Source organism: Streptomyces sp. NPDC002671 (genome assembly GCF_053592475.1).
Map to the genome: position 1 here is coordinate 22,418 of NZ_JBSFVU010000024.1, position 17,644 is coordinate 40,061.

A 17,644-nucleotide genomic window follows, 5' to 3' on the forward strand; every position below is an offset into this window, starting at 1 on the left:
GAATCCGGGTGGCGGCCCAGGGATCGATGGTGGCACCCGGCGGAGACATGCGGAAGCCGCCGGGCGCGGTGGTGGCCCGGCGGCTTCGGATGGTGCCGTGCAGCCGGGTCAGCCGGCTACTCGGGCGGCGAGCGCGTCGCCGATCTCGGAGGTGCTGCGCGCCGGCAGGGCGCCGCGCTCGGTGAGATCGGCGGCGACCGCCGCCTCGATGCGGTCCGCCTCGGCGCCGTAGCCGAGGTGGCGCAGGAGCAGGGCGACGGACAGGACCGTGGCGGTGGGGTCGGCCTTGCCCTGCCCGGCGATGTCCGGGGCCGAGCCGTGGACCGGCTCGAACATGGACGGGAACGCGCCGCTGGGGTTGATGTTGCCGGAGGCGGCGACGCCGATGCCGCCGGAGACGGCCGCGGCGAGGTCGGTGATGATGTCGCCGAAGAGGTTGTCGGTGACGATCACGTCGAACCGCTCGGGCTGGGTGACCAGGTAGATGGTGGCCGCGTCCACGTGCATGTACTCGGTGGTGACCTCGGGGTACTCCGCGGCCACCTTGTTGAAGACGTTCGTCCACAGGTGACCGGCGAAGGTCAGCACGTTGTTCTTGTGGATCAGGGCGAGCTTCTTGCGCGGGCGGGCCTGGGCGCGGGCGAAGGCGTCGCGGACCACGCGCTCGACACCGTAGGCCGTGTTCACGGAGACCTCGGTGGCGACCTCGTGCTCGGTGCCCTTGCGGATGGTGCCGCCGTTGCCGGTGTAGGGGCCCTCGGTGCCCTCGCGGACGACGACGAAGTCGATCTGCGGCTCGCCCGCGAGCGGGGTGGCGACACCCGGGAGCAGCTTCGACGGACGCAGGTTGACGTGGTGGTCGAAGGCGAAGCGGAGCTTGAGCAGGAAGCCGCGCTCCAGGACGCCGGACGGCACCGACGGGTCGCCGATCGCGCCGAGCAGGATCGCGTCGTGCTGCTTGAGGTGCTCCAGGTCGGCGTCGGTGAGGGTCTCACCGGTGGCGTGGTAGCGCTTGGCGCCGAAGTCGTACTCCTGGGTCTCCAGCTTCACATCCTGCGGCAGGACGGCGGAGAGGACCTTGAGACCCTCGGCCACGACCTCCTGACCGATGCCGTCACCGGGGATCACTGCGAGATTGATGCTGCGAGACATGCGGGAACCGTACTCCTCGTCCCATGCCATGACACGGCCTGTCCACGATACGGACACCCCTTCGAGGGACGATGTCATCCTGTCGGGCGCCGTTCACCCGTGCGTGGCATCGGTGTTGAGGACCGGTCCGCACGCTGGTGACCGCGGGCGCGGCGGCGGCGGCGGCCACGGCGGCGGGCGGCGCCCTGCTGACCGGCTGCTCCGGTACGGCGACCGCGTCCGCGCGCCCGGCGCCGGGCGCCTCGCTGGTCTCCGGCGGGCTGGTGCGCCCGTTCGGCCGCCACCTGACCTTCGGCGCCGACCCGAAGACCGGGATGCGGATCTCCTGGCAGGTGCCGTTCCCGGTCCGTCGGCCGTACGTGCGCGTGGGGCTGCGCCCCGGCGACCTGGGCCGCAAGGTCCCGGCCGAGCTGCGTAACCTGCACACGCCGGGCGTGCAGGGGGTGCGCCCGGCGGTGGAGCAGTACTACGCGCACGCGGCCGTGGACGGCCTGCGCCCCGGCGCGACGTACTACTACGGCGTCGGCCACGACGGCTGGGACCCCACAGCGCACCGACGGCTACGACCCCACGTTCTGGGACCTGTTCATGAAGCAGAACGAGCCGGTCGCGAGCTCGGCGCCCTGGATGGTGACGACCGGCAACCACGACATGGAGGCCTGGTACTCGCCGGACGGCTACGGCGGACATCTGGCCCGTTTCGCCCTGCCGGAGAGCGGCTTCGACCCGCAGGGCACGCCGGGTTCATCGTGGTCTTCTTCCACCACTGCGCCTACTCGACCTCGCAGCACGCCTCCGACGGAGGGGTGCGCGCCGCGGGGCTGCCGCTGTTCGACCGGTACCGGGTGGACCTGGTGATCAACGGGCACAACCACGTGTACGAGCGCACGGACGCGCTCAAGGCCGGGAAGGTGGGCCGGGCCGTGCTCGTCGGCGGCTCGACCGACCCGACCCGGCACGAGGCCGTACAGACCTTCCACTGGACCAGGACGAGGCAGCGCGCGCCGGAGACGGCCGAGTGGTCGCGGGTGCGGTACACCGGCTTCTCGCTGCTGTCCGTGGAGGCGCGGGCGGGCAGCACGCCGAGGCTCAGCGTGTCGGCGCTGGCCCAGGACGGCACGCGGATCGACCAGTTCGAGGTGCGGCGCGGCGGGTGAGGCCGCGCCGCACCTCCTACGGGTGCGGCTCCCGGACCGGTGACGGGCCCACTGGGCCGGTGGACGGCTCAGTGGCCGGTCTCGCCGCCGTTGTCCCGGCGGTCGAGGGCGCGCTGGAGGGCGGCGGCGGCGTTCTTGCGGTCGGACTCGCTCGTGCGGGACACGTGGCGGGCACGGCGGCGGACGGTCGTCTCGGGCATGAGGGATCAACTCCTTCGATGGCGCACACAGGAGTGCGGAAGAGGGGTTCGCGAGACTCCCCCACTGCCTAATGGGCGTGGGCGGTGCCCCCAAGCCGCGGTGGAGCGCGCCGGCCACAGGGGGTTACCTGCACAAGGCCCGGCTCACGACCGCCATTCGCTTGATCGAGCGGGACGTTCGGCTTCTCCCAAAGTAAGGGAGCGGCCCGCCGCTGTCTGCATGATTACTCGGACTTCCTACTATCTGAGACAGTGCACTGGCTCACACGGCCCTGAGCTGCGGCTTCGTGCGTATGAGTGAGTCCCGAACGGGTGATTCGGCAACGTGTGCGCGCAGGACGCGGATCAGCGCGCGCACGGCGTCCGTGCCGGCCAGCTCCGGGGTGGTGACGTAGCGGACGGAGCGATACGGCCGCTCGGGGCCCAGATCGGTGATCTCCACGGCGGGCGGGGCCTGGGTGAGGGAGAGCGCGGGCATGATCGCCATGCCGAGCCCGCTGCCCACCATCGACAGCACCGCGCCGTCGTCCTCGGCGGTGACGGTGGCGGCCGGAATCCAGTCCTGGGCGGCCCACCACGCGCGCGTGTAGGAGCCGCAGTTCTCCATCCAGTCGACCAGCGGCAGACCGCGCGGGTCGGGATGCCCGGCCGGATGCACCAGGGAGTACGGCTCCTCCAGCAGCGCCCCGCCGACCAGCCCCGGCGGGAGCGCCGCGTCGGCACCGAAGGTGGCGATCCCGAGGTCGGCCCGCCCCGCCTCGACCTCGCCCGCGGTGCCGGGCCCCAGCTCCCGTACGACGGTGACGGCGACCTCGATGCCGGGGTGCAGCGCGGCCAGCCGCTCCAGGGCCGGCGGCAGCAGGTACAGGGCGGCGCTGCGGAAGGCGGCGACGCGCAGCGGCCCGGCGAGCTCGCCGGTGCCCGCGCTCCGCGCTTCGGCGGCCAGGGCGGTCAGCATGCGCAGCACGCGCCGCGCGTGGGCAGCCGCCCGCTCCCCCGCCGGAGTCGGCCGGGCCCCGAACCGCCCGCGCTCGAACAGCACCACCCCCAGCTTGCGTTCGAGGCCGCGCACGGCGTGGGAGACGGCGGACTGGGTGGCGCCCAGCTTCGCGGCGGCGCTGGAGAAGCCGCCCTCGTCGGCCACGGCGACGAGGATCCGCAACTCCTGCGGGGCAAGATCGACTGCTGTCACTGAGAGGCTCCCACCTGCGTCTATGAGGCCGTTTCATGGATCGGCGCGTTCCATGAGCCCAACCCTCTGCTCACCCCCGGCATTCCTGCCTACGGTCCTTTCCCATGACCGAGATCGCGCTCACCGTGCAGCAGACCGCCCGCCCCGACGGCTTCCCCACCGCAGACCACTTCCGCTTCGCCGAGTCCCCGGTCCCCGAACCGGCCCCGGGCACGGCCCTGGTGGAGAACCTCTACTGGTCCGTGGACCCCTACCACCGCGAAATGATGGACGGCGACTTCGAGTTGAACGCCCCGCTGGAGGGCCGCACGCTGGGCCGGGTCATCGCCTCGCGCACCCCTGAGCTGCCCGAGGGCGAGGTCGTCTTCCATCGCCAGGGCTGGCGCACGCACGCGGTGGTCAGCCCCGAGGAGGTCAGACGGCTCCCCCACTACGAGGGCATCCCGCTGTCGGCGTACCTGAGCGTGCTCGGCGGCACGGGCCTGACGGCCTACGTCGGCCTCACCCGGATCGCCCGACTGCGCGAGGGCGAGGACCTGTTCGTCTCCGGAGCGGCCGGCGGGGTCGGCACGGCGACCGGCCGCTTCGCCCGCCTCCTGGGCGCGGGCCGCCTGATCGGCAGCGCGGGATCGCCGGAGAAGGTGAAGTACCTGACGGAACAGGTGGGTTACGACACCGCCTTCGACTACCACGCGGCCCCGGCCGCCGACCTCCTCACCGAGGCCGCCCCCACCGGCATCGACGTCTTCGTCGACAACGTCGGCGGCGACCAACTCGGCGCGGCCATCGGCGCGTTGCGCGAGCGCGGCCGGGTGGTGCGGATCGGCACGATCAGCCGGTACAACACCCCGGACGCCCCGCCGGTCGTCTTCAACCACTCCGACGTGGTGGAGAAGAGCCTGCGCATCGAGGGCTTCCTGGTCCGCGACTACCAGGACGCACAGCAGGAGTTGTACGACTTCGCCGTACCGCACCTGCGCAGCGGGGCGCTCGCGCTGGACGAGACCGTGGTGGACGGCTTCGACCGGATCGTGGAGGCGTTCCTGCTGATGCTGCGCGGCGGCAACACGGGCAAGATCCTGGTGCGGAAGGCCTCCTGACGACTGCCGGGCCTGCGGTTGCAGGGCGGGGAACGTTGTAGGAGCGTGTTCAGTGGAATGGAAGGGGCTGCCGGTGTTGCCGTGAAAGCAGGGGACGCGAAAGCAGGGGGGGCGGACACCTGGCCCGTACGGCCGACCCGCCGACCATCCTGCGCCTACCCCCGAGCGGCAGCTCGCCTCGCGGCGCGCGCATGCGGCCCCCTCGAACCCCCACGCCATTGAGGCAGGTGGTGGCATGTCCACGAATACATCACGCGTCTTCCGCAGGTCCCGCACGCTGGCGGTCTTCGCCGCGGCCACCGCCGGCGGCCTGCTGTTCGCAGGTCCGGCGCACTCCGCAGTCGAGACGGGAACGGTGCACTACTCCGGGCAAGTGAGCTGTGCGAGCAAGGTCCCGAACGCCTTTCCCTCCAAAGTGATCCTGAGGGCCCCGGGCCATTCCGTCTCGGACGAGGTGGACAACAACGACCAGGTGACCGCGCCTTACGGTCCTGTCGACCTCATCGTGCCGGTGAACGCGAAGTTCAAGCTCGGCGTCACCGTGACGTGCACGATCCCGGGTGGCAAGAGCCACCAGTTCAACACGAAGGTCACCGAGCGAGACCTGAGCGACGACGATGACGTCAGTCTGAACTTCTCGTGAGGACCTGCCCGTGAAGGAGACCCGTCCTTGATGGAAACGGGCCGGGAAGCCTGCTCGTGGGTCAGGCTTCCCGGCCCGTTGCGCGGGGTGGCTGAGGATCAGCCCATGTGCGGGTACGTGTAGTCGGTCGGCGCGACCAGGGTCTCCTTGATGGCCCGGGTCAGGGTCCAGCGCAGGAGGTTCTGCGGGGCGCCGGCCTTGTCGTTGGTGCCGGAGGCGCGGCCACCGCCGAAGGGCTGCTGGCCGACGACGGCACCGGTCGACTTGTCGTTGATGTAGAAGTTGCCCGCGGCGAAGCGGAGCTTCTCCATCGTGTGGGCAGCCGCCGCACGGTCGTTGGAGATGACGGCGCCGGTCAGGGCGTAGTCGGAGACCGACTCCATCTGCTCCAGCATCTCGTCGTACTTGTCGTCCTCGTAGACGTAGACGCCGAGGACCGGGCCGAAGTACTCGGTACGGAAGACCTCGTTCTCCGGGTCGGTGGAGGCGATGACGGTCGGGCGGACGAAGTAGCCGACCGAGTCGTCGTAGCTGCCGCCCGCGACGATCGTGCAGGTCGGGTCCTCCTTGGCGCGGTCGATCGCGGCCTTGTTCTTGGCGAACGCGCGGTCGTCGATCACGGCGCCGATGAAGTTCGACAGGTCGGTGACGTCACCCATGGTCAGGTAGTCGACCTCGGCCGCGAACTCCTCCTTGAAGCCCGAGTTCCAGATGGAGGCCGGGATGTAGGCGCGGGAGGTCGCGCTGCACTTCTGGCCTTGGTACTCGAAGGCACCGCGGGTCAGGGCGGTCTTCAGCACCGCGCGGTCGGCGCTCGGGTGCGCGACCAGGAAGTCCTTGCCGCCGGTCTCGCCAACCAGACGCGGGTAGGAGCGGTACTTCTCGATGTTGTTGCCGACCGTCTTCCACAGGTACTGGAAGGTCTTGGTCGAGCCGGTGAAGTGGATACCGGCCAGATCGCGGTGCTCCAGCGCGACCTTGGAGACCTCTATGCCGTCGCCCGTGACGAGGTTGATGACACCCTTGGGGAGACCCGCCTCCTCCAGGAGCTGCATCAGCAGCACGGCGGCGTGGGTCTGGGTCGGGGACGGCTTCCACACGACCACGTTGCCCATCAGGGCCGGGGCGGTGGGCAGGTTGCCCGCGATCGCCGAGAAGTTGAACGGCGTGATCGCGTAGACGAAGCCCTCCAGCGGGCGGTGGTCCAGACGGTTCCACACGCCCGGGGAGTTCGCCGGGGGCTGCTCGGCCAGGATCTGGCGGGCGTAGTGGACGTTGAACCGCCAGAAGTCGACCAGCTCACACGGGCTGTCGATCTCGGCCTGCTGGGCGGTCTTGGACTGGCCCAGCATGGTGGACGCGGCGATGGTCTCGCGCCACGGACCGGCCAGCAGCTCGGCGGCGCGCAGGATGATCGCCGCGCGGTCGTCGAAGGACATCGCGCGCCAGGCCGGCGCGGCGGCGAGCGCCGCGTCGATGGCGTCCTGGGCGTCCTGCTGGGTGGCGTTGCGCAGGGTGCCGATGACGGCCTTGTGGTTGTGCGGCTGGACCACCTGGATGGTCTCGCCGCCGCCCATCCGCTGCTCCCCGCCGATGGTCATCGGCAGGTCGATCGGGTTCTCGGCCAGCTCCTTCAGCTTGGCCTCCAGCCGGGCGCGCTCGGGCGAGCCGGGGGCGTAGCCGTGCACCGGCTCGTTGACGGGGGTGGGGACCTGGGTCACAGCGTCCATGAGATCCGTACTCCTTGTACTTGAGCGGGTGTTCGGGTTCAGCCCTTGCTGACCATCGAGCGGAGGAAGAAGCGCAGGTTCGCCGGCTTCTCCGCGAGACGGCGCATGAAGTAGCCGTACCAGTCGGTGCCGTACGCGGTATAGACGCGCATGCGGTGGCCCTCGGCGGCCAGGCGCAGGTGCTCGTCGCTGCGGATGCCGTAGAGCATCTGGAACTCGTACTCGTCCAGCTTGCGGCCGGCCTTGTGGGCCAGCTCCTGGGCGATGGCGATCAGGCGCGGGTCGTGGGACCCGATCATCGGGTACCCCTCGCCCTCCATCAGGATCCGCAGGATCCGGACGTACGCCTTGTCGATCTCGTGCTTCTGCTGGTACGCGACCTCGGCGGGCTCCTTGTACGCGCCCTTCACCACGCGGACGCGGCTGCCGCTCTCGGCGAGGCGGCGGGCGTCGGCCTCGGTGCGGAAGAGGTAGGCCTGGATCACGCAGCCGGTCTGCGGGTGGTCCTTCCGCAGCTCCTCGTGGATGGCGAACATCGAGTCGAGGGTGGTGTGGTCCTCGGCGTCCAGCGTCACGGTCGTACCGATGGCGGCGGCGGCCTCGACGACCGGGCGGACGTTCGCGAGCGCCAGCTCGTGGCCGCCTTCCAGGGCCTGGCCGAACATGGAGAGCTTGACGGACATCTCGACCCTCTCGCCCAGCTCAAGCTCCTTGAGGTGGTCGATCAGCGCCAGGTAGGCGTCCCGGGCGGCGGTGGCCTGCTCGGGGCGGGTGATGTCCTCGCCGACGACGTCCATCGTCAGCTCCAGGCCCTTGGCCGTCAGCTCCTTGATGATCGGGACGATGTCGGCCACGGTCTCGCCGGGGATGAAGCGGTCGACGACCTGCTTGGTCACCGGGGCCGCCGAGATCAGGCGACGCATCCGGTCGCTGCGCGACGCGGCGAGAATCACGGGACCCAGCACGGGGCACCTCCACAGACAAGCACCGAAACGGCCGCCACCCGACGATTCGGGTACGGCACGGAGAACCACCGTGAAACCTAAGGATCTCTCCGATCGTCGGCCATCGACAGCTGTCACGCATCCGTGCCCTGGATCTCAGACAGATGTATGAAGGCGCCGCGAAAATGCGCAAGAATTGCGGAGTGACGGCCGATTTCAAGGGTGATTACCAAGAGCTGGTCGACGAGATCTCGGAGCTGCTGGGCGTGCCCGCGACCCTGGAGAACCGGGACTTCGAGCTGATCGCCTTCGGTGCGTACGACAGCGAGGGCGAGCTCGATCCCTCGGCGCTGGACCCGGTGCGCACCCGCTCGATCCTGACCCGGCGCTCCACGGCGGCGGTGCGCTCGTGGTTCGAGGGCTTCGGCATCACGCGCGCGACCGGACCGGTACGGATCCCGCCGTCTCCGGACGCGGGCGTGTACCGGGGCCGCATCTGCCTGCCGGTACGCCACCGCGGTGTCGTCCTCGGCTACGTCTGGCTGCTGGACGACGACCCCGGCCTCACGGACGCGCAGCTGACCGCCGCCATGCAGGTGGCCGCCCGGATCGGCGCGCTGCTCGCCGACGAGGCGCAGGCGGGGGCCGGGCTGAGCCGGGAGCTGCGGGCGGTGCTCACCGCCGAGCGCGGCTGGCAGCAGGACATGGCGCTGGCCGAACTCCGTACGGCCCTGGGCGCCCGCGCGGACGGCCCGCACACGGTGATCTGTGTCGCCCCCTGGCTCTCGGCCGACCCGGACGAGGCCCCCTCCGTCCGGGCCGTCCCGCATGCCGCCGCGCTGTGCACGCTGCCGTGGGGCGTGACCGGGCAGAGCCTCGCGGTGCTGGTCCGGCTGCGCAGCACGGACGTGACGGTCCCGGCGCTGACGGCCGCCGCCCGGCTGCTGAAGGAGGCGGAAGGGAGCCGTGGCGCGGGGGCGCGCGGCGCCGGGGCGCGTGCCGCCGCCGCTGCGGCCACGGGGTTCGCCGGGGCGGCGCAGGTCGCCGCGGCCACCGGGTTCGCCGCCGGTGTCGGCGAGCCGCGCACCGGCCTGGCCGAGCTGGGCACGGTCTGGCAGGAGGCCTCCGCCGCCGCGCGCGCCGCACTGGCCGAGCCGCGGTTCGGGCCGGTCGCCGAGTGGTCGCGCATCGGGCCGTACCGGCTGCTGACGGCGCTGCCCCCGCAGGCCGCACACGACCCGGCGGTCGGCCCGCTCCTCTCCCCCGCCCAGCAGGAACTCGCCCGCACCGCCGAGATCTACCTCGACTGCGCGGGCCAGGCGGGCCGGGCGGCAGCCGCGCTGGGCATCCACCGGCAGACGCTGTACTACCGGCTGTCCCGGGTGGAGTCGCTGACCGGCCTCGACCTGGACGACGGCGAGGACCGGCTGCTGCTGCACATGGCGCTGAAGAGGGCGCGGCTGTAGGCACCCCGGCAGATCACGGGCGCAGGACGGCCGGGCCGGTGATCGCGGTGAGGGCCTGGCGGAGGGCGGCGTCACCCGGCGGGCGGCCCTGGACCGCGGAAAGGGCGACAGCTCGCGGTGCTTCTCGACCAGCAGGACGGGTACGCCCCAGCGCTCCAGCAGCGCCCGCGCGGTGAGCCCCACGGGCCCGGCGCCGACGATCAGTACGTCCACGGCCCCCATCTCTTCCGCGCGCCTGCCGGCCGCAAACGGGGTTGACCGTGGACGCGCCGGGCCGGGCTAGGCGGCGCCCGCCGCCTCGATGATCTGCCGGAGCCCCTCGGTGAGCGCGTCGCCGTCGGGCGCGGTCTTCGGGTCGAAGGTCCACTGCGCGATGAGCCCGGTCATCAGCGTCAAGTAGAACCGGCCGAGGGTGTCCGCCACCTGGTCGGAGACCTGGTCCTCCGGCATGCCCTGGATGATGGCCACGAGTCCGCGCCCGCCCTCCCGCTGTGCGCGGGAGAGGTGCTCGCGCACCTCGGGCATGTCGATGGTCATGACCTCCATGCTGAGCCGCCAGATGGAGCCCGGCTCCCGCATGGTGTCGACGATGTTCGACCACACCCACCGGAAGCGTTCCAGCGAACCGGGCGCGCCCATGACCGCGACGTCGTCGGGCGCGTCGGAGGCGTCGGACGTGTTCTCCACCAGCGCGACGTAGGCCTGCGCCAGCAGCGCGTCCTTCGAGCCGTAGTGGTAGCCGATCGAGGCCAGGTTGGTCCCCGACGCCTTCACGATGTCCCGCGCGGTCGTGCGCGCGAAGCCCTTCTCCAGCAGGCAGCGCTTGGCGCCTTCGAGCAGATCCTCACGGTGTCCCATGCCCGTCACCCTACTCCCGATCCATACGCACGTCCTAGACGCATGACTTATACATGCGTTCTAGACAAGCGTTTAAGACGCGCGTACATTTCTCGGCATGACGAACCCCGCGAGCACCGCCTCGAGCACCACCCCGACCGCTCCCCCGCCCGCCACCACCCGCGCCGGCCGCCGTGAGTGGACCGCACTCGGCGTGCTGATGCTCCCGCTGCTGCTGGTCTCGATGGACGTGTCCGTCCTGTACTTCGCGGCCCCCGCGATCAGCGCCGACCTGCGGCCGAGCGGCACCCAGCAGCTGTGGATCTTCGACGTCTACGGCTTCGTCCTGGCCGGCCTGCTGATGACGATGGGCTCGATCGGCGACCGGATCGGCCGCCGCAAGCTCCTGCTGGCGGGCGCCGCCGCCTTCAGCGCCGCGTCGGTCCTCGCGGCCTACGCGAACAGCGCCGAGACCCTGATCGCAGCCCGCGCGATCCTCGGCATCGGCGGCGCGACCCTGATGCCGTCGACGATGGCCCTGCTGCGCACGATGTTCACCGACCCCGCTCAGCGGGCGAAGGCGATCGGGCTGTGGTCCGGCGTGATGACCGGCGGTATCGCGCTGGGCTCGGTGATGAGCGGCATCCTGGTCGAGCACTTCTGGTGGGGTTCGGTCTTCCTGGTCAACCTGCCCGCGATGGCCCTGCTGCTGATCCTCGGCCCGGTGCTGCTGCCCGAGTCGAAGAACCCGGACCCGGGCCGCTTCGACTGGGTGAGCGTGCCGCTGTCGCTGGCTGCCGTGCTCCCCGTGATCTACGGCCTGAAGGAGATCCCCTCCGAGGGCTGGCACCCGCAGTACGTCGTCTCGGTGGTGGTCGGTCTGGTGTTCGCCGCGCTCTTCGTCCGCCGCCAGCGCACCGCTGAGTCCCCGCTGGTCCCGCCGGCCCTGCTGCGGGGCCGCGGCTTCACCCCGGCGCTGGTCCTGACCCTGGTCTCGGCGTTCGGCATGATGGGCTCGGCGATCTTCACCACGCAGTACCTGCAGTCGGTCCTCGGCAAGAGCCCGCTCTCGGCCGCGCTGTGGAGCCTGCTCCCGTCGGTGCTGATCGGCGTCGCGGGTCCGGTCACCGGGGTGCTCGTCGCCCGGGGTGCCAACCGCGGCTACGTCGTCGCCTCCGGCTTCGCGGTCTCGGCGGCCGGCTACGCGCTGCTCGCCTTCACCGGCACCGACTCCCTGTGGCTGTCGCTGACGGCGGCCGGTGTCCTCGCTTCCGGGGTGGTCATGGTGATGTCCCAGCTGACCGACCTGGCCATGAGCACGGCTCCGCTGGAGCGGGCGGGCACGGCGTCCTCGCTGCTGGAGACCGGCACGGAGTTCGGCGGCGCCTTCGGCATGGCGGTCCTCGGCTCCATCGGCACGGCGGTCTACCGCCACGAGATGCCGGCCGCGGCCCCGGCCACGGCCCGCGAGACCCTGGGCGGCGCCCTCGCCACTGCGGCCCGCCTGCCCGGCCGTACCGGCGACTCCCTGCTCGCCACGGCGCGGGAGGCGTTCACCAGCGCGATGCACGGGGCGGCGATCGCCGGGGCGGTGGTCCTGGCGGTGGCGGCGGTCGGCGCGGCGGTGACGCTGCGGAGGATCGAGGTCAGGGACGACAAGTAGGGCAGTACAGAACGACGCCGGGCGGGCTGACTTTCGTCAGCCCGCCCGGCGTTCGTGTGTGTGCGTCAGACGAGGTTCACGGACCGGGCCGACGTGGCCCCGATCTCCGCGGCGACCTCGGCCAGCACGCCGGCGGTCACCGTGTCGTCCACGGTCAGTACCGCGAGCGCCTCGCCGCCGGCCACCGCGCGGGCGACCTGCATGCCGGCGATGTTGATGCCCGCCTCGCCGAGGATGCGGCCGACGGTGCCGACGACACCCGGACGGTCCTCGTAGCGCAGGACGACCATGTGCTCGGCGAGCGCCAGGTCGACGTCGTAGTCGCCGACCGCGACGACCTTCTGGACGTTCTTCGGGCCCGCCAGCGTGCCGGAGACCGACACCTCCTCGCCGCCCGCGAGCGTGCCGCGCACGGTCACGACGTTGCGGTGGTCGGCCGACTCCGAGCTGGTCGTCAGGCGGACCTCGACGCCCCGCTCCTGCGCGAACAGCGGCGCGTTGACGTACGACACCGTCTCGTCCACGACGTCCTCGAAGACGCCCTTGAGCGCGGACAGCTCCAGCACCTTCACGTCGTACTGGGTGATCTCGCCGTACACCTCGACGTCGAGGCGGACCGCGACCTCGCCGGCGAGCGCGGTGAAGATGCGGCCGAGGCGCTCGGCGAGCGGCAGGCCCGGCTTGACGTCCTCGGCGATGACGCCGCCCTGGACGTTCACCGCGTCCGGGACCAGCTCACCGGCGAGCGCGAGGCGCACGGACTTGGCGACCGCGATGCCCGCCTTCTCCTGGGCCTCGTCGGTGGAGGCGCCGAGGTGCGGGGTGCAGACGACCTGGTCCAGCTCGAACAGCGGCGAGTCGGTGCACGGCTCCTTGGCGTACACGTCGAGGCCGGCGCCGGCGACGCGGCCCTCCTTCAGCGCCGCGTACAGCGCCGCCTCGTCCACGATGCCGCCACGCGCGGCGTTGACGATGCGCACGTTCGGCTTGACCTTGCGCAGCGCCTCGTCGCCGATGAGACCGAGGGTCTCGGGGGTCTTGGGCAGGTGGACGGTGATGAAGTCCGCGACCTCCAGGAGCTCGTCCAGGGACAGCACCTTGACGCCCATCTGCGCGGCCCGCGCGGGCTGCACGTAGGGGTCGTAGGCGACGACCTTCATGCCGAAGGCGGACATGCGCTGGGCGACCAGGGCACCGATGCGGCCGAGGCCGACGACGCCGAGGGTCTTCTCGGCCAGCTCGACGCCCGTGTACTTGCTGCGCTTCCACTCGCCGTTCTTCAACGCGGTGTTGGCCTGCGGGATGTTGCGGGCGGAGGCGAGGATCAGACCGCAGGCCAGCTCGGCGGCGGTCACGATGTTGGAGGTGGGGGCGTTGACGACCATCACGCCGGCCTTGGTGGCGGCGGAGACGTCGACGTTGTCCAGGCCGACACCGGCGCGGGCGACGACCTTGAGCTTCTTCGCCGCGGCGATGGCCTCGGCGTCGACCTTGGTGGCGGAGCGGACCAGGATGGCGTCGACATCCGCGATGGCCGGGAGCAGTTCGCCTCGGTCGGCTCCGTTGCAGTGCCGGATCTCGAAGTCCGGCCCCAGTGCGTCGACGGTGGCGGGCGACAGCTCTTCAGCGATGAGTACGACGGGTTTCGAGCTCACGTGAGTCCTCACAAGTCCAGAGCATGCGGACGGCCGTCCCGACGGCCGCAGGCGGAGGAGGGGGGCTAGCCGCGGAAGACGCACGACGCTGTGGGCCTGACGCGTGTTGTTCAGCAGTCTAGTGGCGCTGAGGGGGTCTCATTGCGCCACTGCGGAAGTATCACCCGTCCGTGGCTGGACGGGGTGGACAACGGGGCCGGGGCAGTCCGCCCCGGCCCCGAGGTGAGGCTTACGCCTCCTCGTCGACCCAGCTCATCAGCTTGCGCAGCTGCTTGCCGGTGGTCTCCAGCAGGTGCTCGGAGTCCTGCTTCTTGTACTCGTTGTACTTCTTCAGACCGCCGTGGTACTCGTCCATCCAGTTGCGGGCGAAGGTGCCGTCCTGGATCTCGGTGAGGACCTGCTTCATCTCGGCCTTGGTGGCGTCGGTGATGATGCGCGGGCCGGTGACGTAGTCGCCCCACTCGGCGGTCTCGGAGACGGACCAGCGCATCTTCTCCAGGCCGCCCTCGTACATGAGGTCGACGATCAGCTTCAGCTCGTGCAGGCACTCGAAGTAGGCGATCTCGGGCTGGTAGCCGGCCTCGACCAGGGTCTCGAAGCCCGCCTTCACCAGAGCCGCGGTGCCACCGCACAGGACCGCCTGCTCGCCGAAGAGGTCGGTCTCGGTCTCCTCGGTGAAGGTGGTCTTGATGACGCCGGCGCGGGTGCCGCCGATGGCCTTGGCGTACGACAGGGCCAGCGGGAAGGCGTTGCCGGTGGCGTCCTGCTCGACGGCGGCGATCGCCGGGACGCCGCGGCCCTCCTCGTACTGGCGGCGGACCAGGTGGCCCGGGCCCTTCGGGGCGACCAGGGCGACGTCCACGCCGGCCGGGGGCTTGATGAAGCCGAAGCGGACGTTGAAGCCGTGGGCGAAGAACAGCGCGTCGCCGTCCTTCAGGTTCGGAGCGATCGACTCCTCGTAGACCTTCGCCTGGATCGGGTCCGGGATCAGGATCATGATGACGTCGGCCTCGGCGGCGGCCTCGGCCGGCGTCACCACGCGCAGGCCCTGCTCCTCGGCCTTGGCCTTGGACTTGGAGCCCTCGTGCAGACCGACACGCACGTCGACACCCGAGTCGCGCAGCGACAGCGCGTGGGCGTGGCCCTGGCTGCCGTAACCGATGACCGCGACCTTGCGGCCATGGATGATGGACAGGTCGGCGTCGGCGTCGTAGAACAGCTCGGCCACTTTGGGTTCTCTCCTTGGTGTGCAGATGGTGCGTCCCACCGTATGACGGTGAGCGGGAAGGAAGTTCGGGGGTCTCGGCATACGGGCGGCGCGTGCCGCCCGTTTTCAGCCTTACGCGGAGCGGTCGAGGGCGCGCAGCGAGCGGTCGGTGATCGAACGGGCGCCACGGCCGATCGCGATCGTGCCGGACTGGACCAGCTCCTTGATGCCGTACGGCTCCAGCATCTTGAGCATGGCGGACAGCTTGTCGCTGCTGCCGGTGGCCTCGATCGTCACGGCCTCCGGGGAGACGTCGACGGTCTTGGCGCGGAACAGCTGGACGATCTCGACGATCTGGGAGCGGGTCTCGTTGTCGGCGCGGACCTTCACCAGAACGAGTTCGCGCTGAACGGCCTGACCGGGCTCCAGCTCGACGATCTTGAGCACGTTGACGAGCTTGTTGAGCTGCTTGGTCACCTGCTCCAGCGGCAGGTCCTCGACGCCCACCACGATGGTGATGCGGGAGATCTCGGGGTGCTCGGTGACACCGACCGCGAGCGAGTCGATGTTGAAGCCGCGGCGGGAGAACAGGGCGGCGATGCGGGCGAGGATGCCCGGCGTGTTCTCCACCAGGACGGAGAGCGTGTGCTTGGACATGGGTCTCGTTCCTTTTCCTACGGCTCTCAGTCGTCTTCGTTGTCGCCGAAGTCGGGGCGGACGTCCCGGGCGGCCATGATCTCGTCGTTGGAGGTGCCGGCGGCGACCATCGGCCACACCATCGCGTCCTCGTGGACGATGAAGTCGATGACGACCGGGCGGTCGTTGATGGAGTTCGCCTCCTCGATGACCTTGTCGAGGTCCTCGGGGGACTCGCAGCGCAGACCGACACAGCCCATCGCCTCGGACAGCTTCACGAAGTCCGGCACGCGGGTGCCCCGGGCGTCCGGGTTGATGTCGTCGGGGCCGGAGTGCAGCACGGTGTTGGAGTAGCGCTGGTTGTAGAAGAGGGTCTGCCACTGGCGGACCATCCCGAGGGCGCCGTTGTTGATGATGGCGACCTTGATCGGGATGTTGTTCAGGGCGCAGGTGGTCAGCTCCTGATTGGTCATCTGGAAGCAGCCGTCGCCGTCGATCGCCCAGACCGTCTGCTCCGGCGCGCCGGCCTTGGCGCCCATCGCGGCCGGCACGGCGTAGCCCATGGTTCCGGCGCCGCCGGAGTTGAGCCAGGTGGCGGGCTTGTCGTACTCGATGAAGTGCGCGGCCCACATCTGGTGCTGGCCGACGCCCGCCGCGAAGATCGTGCCCTCGGGGGCGAGCTGTCCGATGCGCTGGATGACCTGCTGCGGGGAGAGCGAGCCGTCGTCGGGCTGGTCGTAGCCGAGCGGGTAGGTCTCGCGCCAGCGGCTGAGGTCGCTCCACCAGGCGGTGTAGTCGCCCTTGTGGCCCTCGCTGTGCTCCTTCTGCACGGCCTGGATCAGGTCGGCGATGACCTCGCGGGCGTCACCGACGATCGGCACGTCCGCGGCGCGGTTCTTGCCGATCTCGGCCGGGTCGATGTCGGCGTGGACGATCTTGGCGTAGGGGGCGAAGCTGTCCAGCTTGCCGGTGACGCGGTCGTCGAAGCGGGCGCCGAGGGCGACGATCAGGTCGGCCTTCTGCAGCGCGGTGACGGCGGTGACCGCACCGTGCATGCCCGGCATTCCCACGTGCAGCGGGTGGCTGTCGGGGAACGCGCCGAGCGCCATCAGGGTGGTGGTGACGGGCGCTCCGGTGAGTTCGGCGAGGACCTTCAGTTCGGCGGTGGCCTGTGCCTTGAGGACGCCGCCGCCGACGTAGAGGACGGGCCGTCTGGCGGAGGTGATCAGCTTGGCGGCCTCGCGGATCTGCTTGGCGTGCGGCTTGGTCACCGGGCGGTAGCCGGGCAGGTCCATGGTGGGCGGCCAGGAGAAGACGGTCTTCGACTGGAGCGCGTCCTTGGCGATGTCGACCAGGACCGGACCCGGGCGGCCGGTGGAGGCGATGTGGAACGCCTGCGCGATGATCCGCGGGATGTCCTCGGCCTTGGTGACGAGGAAGTTGTGCTTGGTGATCGGCATGGTGATGCCGACGATGTCCGCCTCCTGGAAGGCGTCCGTGCCGATCGCCTTCGACGCGACCTGGCCGGTGATCGCCACGAGCGGCACCGAGTCCATGTGCGCGTCGGCGATCGGCGTGACCAGGTTCGTCGCCCCCGGGCCGCTCGTCGCCATGCAGACGCCGACCTTGCCGGTGGCCTGCGCGTATCCGGTGGCCGCGTGGCCGGCGCCCTGCTCGTGGCGGACCAGGACGTGCCGGACCCGGGTGGAGTCCATCAGCGGGTCGTACGCCGGGAGGATCGCGCCGCCGGGAATGCCGAACACCGTGTCCGCGCCGACCTCCTCAAGGGAGCGAATGAGGGACTGCGCACCCGTGACGTGCTCGACGGGGGCGGACTGCTGTCCTCCGGAACGGGGCCGCGGCTGCGGATGGTGGGCCCCGGTGGCCTGCTCGGTCATCGGCATTCTCTTCTCGATGCTGAGGTTTTTGCGAGGTTTGGGCGGAGTTCGAGCGATGCACGAAAGGTGCTCGTGCAACAAAAAACCCCTCGCGCCAGGAGGCAAGCGAGGGGAGCGCGCCGGTGAGGGTCGCTGGGGATTCCGGAGTTCCTCCGGTGAGTCCC

The 17,644-nt window shown here is 70.7% G+C and carries 14 protein-coding genes and 2 pseudogenes; 5 read left to right on the forward strand and 11 right to left on the reverse strand.

What is annotated here, in order from left to right; translation table 11 throughout:
- Positions 1-108 precede the first annotated feature (108 nt).
- On the reverse strand, positions 109-1,152 hold the full coding sequence (locus ACWD35_RS31340; protein ID WP_451354711.1) for a 3-isopropylmalate dehydrogenase: 1,044 nt from the start codon (positions 1,150-1,152) through the stop codon (positions 109-111).
- A 128-nt stretch (positions 1,153-1,280) separates the two neighbouring features.
- Between ACWD35_RS31340 and ACWD35_RS31345 the strand changes: the two are divergent.
- A pseudogene (locus tag ACWD35_RS31345) lies at positions 1,281-2,309 on the forward strand (purple acid phosphatase family protein); the annotation flags it as partial.
- A gap of 68 nt (positions 2,310-2,377) precedes the next feature.
- Here the strand turns inward: ACWD35_RS31345 and ACWD35_RS31350 are convergent.
- Both ACWD35_RS31350 and ACWD35_RS31355 read right to left on the reverse strand, forming a co-directional pair.
- On the reverse strand, positions 2,378-2,509 hold the full coding sequence (locus tag ACWD35_RS31350; RefSeq protein ID WP_451354712.1) for a hypothetical protein: 132 nt from the start codon (positions 2,507-2,509) through the stop codon (positions 2,378-2,380).
- Between the two features lie 262 nt (positions 2,510-2,771).
- Positions 2,772-3,701 carry a LysR family transcriptional regulator gene (locus ACWD35_RS31355; RefSeq protein WP_451354713.1) on the reverse strand — a complete coding sequence of 310 codons (930 nt, stop codon included), beginning with the start codon at positions 3,699-3,701 and terminating at the stop codon, positions 2,772-2,774.
- Positions 3,702-3,805: 104 nt separating this feature from the next.
- On the opposite strand from ACWD35_RS31355, the gene ACWD35_RS31360 reads away from it, so the two are divergent.
- Complete coding sequence (locus tag ACWD35_RS31360; protein WP_451354714.1) at positions 3,806-4,801, forward strand: NADP-dependent oxidoreductase; 996 nt, start codon at positions 3,806-3,808, stop codon at positions 4,799-4,801.
- A 235-nt stretch (positions 4,802-5,036) separates the two neighbouring features.
- A complete protein-coding gene (locus ACWD35_RS31365; RefSeq protein ID WP_451354715.1) occupies positions 5,037-5,444 on the forward strand; it encodes a hypothetical protein in 408 nt (135 codons plus the stop codon).
- A gap of 98 nt (positions 5,445-5,542) precedes the next feature.
- Here the strand turns inward: ACWD35_RS31365 and pruA are convergent, their stop codons facing one another.
- Positions 5,543-7,174 carry an L-glutamate gamma-semialdehyde dehydrogenase gene (gene pruA / locus ACWD35_RS31370; protein ID WP_451354716.1) on the reverse strand — a complete coding sequence of 544 codons (1,632 nt, stop codon included), beginning with the start codon at positions 7,172-7,174 and terminating at the stop codon, positions 5,543-5,545.
- 38 nt (positions 7,175-7,212) lie between these two features.
- Entirely contained in the window at positions 7,213-8,139 is a 927-nt protein-coding gene (locus ACWD35_RS31375) for a proline dehydrogenase family protein (RefSeq protein ID WP_451354717.1), read from the reverse strand.
- Between the two features lie 143 nt (positions 8,140-8,282).
- Here ACWD35_RS31375 and ACWD35_RS31380 point away from each other — a divergent pair, with 143 nt between their 5' ends.
- Positions 8,283-9,584 (forward strand): PucR family transcriptional regulator, encoded by a 1,302-nt coding sequence (locus ACWD35_RS31380; protein WP_451354718.1) that lies wholly within the window; start codon positions 8,283-8,285, stop codon positions 9,582-9,584.
- A gap of 96 nt (positions 9,585-9,680) precedes the next feature.
- Here ACWD35_RS31380 and ACWD35_RS31385 read toward each other — a convergent pair.
- Both ACWD35_RS31385 and ACWD35_RS31390 read right to left on the reverse strand, forming a co-directional pair.
- Positions 9,681-9,806 (reverse strand): annotated as a pseudogene (locus tag ACWD35_RS31385) (FAD-dependent monooxygenase); the annotation flags it as partial.
- Between the two features lie 57 nt (positions 9,807-9,863).
- Positions 9,864-10,442: a TetR/AcrR family transcriptional regulator gene (locus ACWD35_RS31390; RefSeq protein WP_451354719.1), complete on the reverse strand. Its 579-nt coding sequence runs from the start codon at positions 10,440-10,442 to the stop codon at positions 9,864-9,866.
- Positions 10,443-10,539: 97 nt separating this feature from the next.
- Between ACWD35_RS31390 and ACWD35_RS31395 the strand changes: the two genes are divergently transcribed.
- A complete protein-coding gene (locus ACWD35_RS31395) occupies positions 10,540-12,084 on the forward strand; it encodes an MFS transporter (RefSeq protein ID WP_451354720.1) in 1,545 nt (514 codons plus the stop codon).
- 65 nt (positions 12,085-12,149) lie between these two features.
- On the opposite strand, the gene serA is transcribed toward ACWD35_RS31395, so the two are convergent.
- From serA to ACWD35_RS31415, 4 genes are all read right to left on the reverse strand, one after another.
- The gene (gene serA, locus ACWD35_RS31400; protein WP_451354721.1) at positions 12,150-13,739 is read right to left on the reverse strand and encodes a phosphoglycerate dehydrogenase; all 1,590 of its coding nucleotides are present in this window, start codon (positions 13,737-13,739) and stop codon (positions 12,150-12,152) included.
- Between the two features lie 229 nt (positions 13,740-13,968).
- Positions 13,969-14,967: a ketol-acid reductoisomerase gene (gene ilvC, locus ACWD35_RS31405; RefSeq protein WP_451354722.1), complete on the reverse strand. Its 999-nt coding sequence runs from the start codon at positions 14,965-14,967 to the stop codon at positions 13,969-13,971.
- 111 nt (positions 14,968-15,078) lie between these two features.
- A complete protein-coding gene (gene ilvN, locus ACWD35_RS31410; RefSeq protein WP_451354723.1) occupies positions 15,079-15,603 on the reverse strand; it encodes an acetolactate synthase small subunit in 525 nt (174 codons plus the stop codon).
- Between the two features lie 26 nt (positions 15,604-15,629).
- Entirely contained in the window at positions 15,630-17,480 is a 1,851-nt protein-coding gene (locus tag ACWD35_RS31415) for an acetolactate synthase large subunit (protein ID WP_451354724.1), read from the reverse strand.
- Positions 17,481-17,644: the final 164 nt, after the last annotated feature.

What these genes read in the sequence shown, in the direction of transcription:
- pruA (WP_451354716.1), bottom strand. Translation starts at nt 7,174, where the DNA reads ATGGACGCTGTGACCCAGGTCCCCACCCCCGTCAACGAGCCGGTGCAC.
- ACWD35_RS31380 (WP_451354718.1), top strand. Translation starts at nt 8,283, where the DNA reads ATGTATGAAGGCGCCGCGAAAATGCGCAAGAATTGCGGAGTGACGGCC.
- ilvN (WP_451354723.1), bottom strand. Translation starts at nt 15,603, where the DNA reads ATGTCCAAGCACACGCTCTCCGTCCTGGTGGAGAACACGCCGGGCATC.
- ACWD35_RS31395 (WP_451354720.1), top strand. Translation starts at nt 10,540, where the DNA reads ATGACGAACCCCGCGAGCACCGCCTCGAGCACCACCCCGACCGCTCCC.
- ACWD35_RS31350 (WP_451354712.1), bottom strand. Translation starts at nt 2,509, where the DNA reads ATGCCCGAGACGACCGTCCGCCGCCGTGCCCGCCACGTGTCCCGCACG.
- ACWD35_RS31390 (WP_451354719.1), bottom strand. Translation starts at nt 10,442, where the DNA reads ATGGGACACCGTGAGGATCTGCTCGAAGGCGCCAAGCGCTGCCTGCTG.
- ACWD35_RS31365 (WP_451354715.1), top strand. Translation starts at nt 5,037, where the DNA reads ATGTCCACGAATACATCACGCGTCTTCCGCAGGTCCCGCACGCTGGCG.
- ACWD35_RS31415 (WP_451354724.1), bottom strand. Translation starts at nt 17,480, where the DNA reads ATGACCGAGCAGGCCACCGGGGCCCACCATCCGCAGCCGCGGCCCCGT.
- ACWD35_RS31340 (WP_451354711.1), bottom strand. Translation starts at nt 1,152, where the DNA reads ATGTCTCGCAGCATCAATCTCGCAGTGATCCCCGGTGACGGCATCGGT.
- ACWD35_RS31360 (WP_451354714.1), top strand. Translation starts at nt 3,806, where the DNA reads ATGACCGAGATCGCGCTCACCGTGCAGCAGACCGCCCGCCCCGACGGC.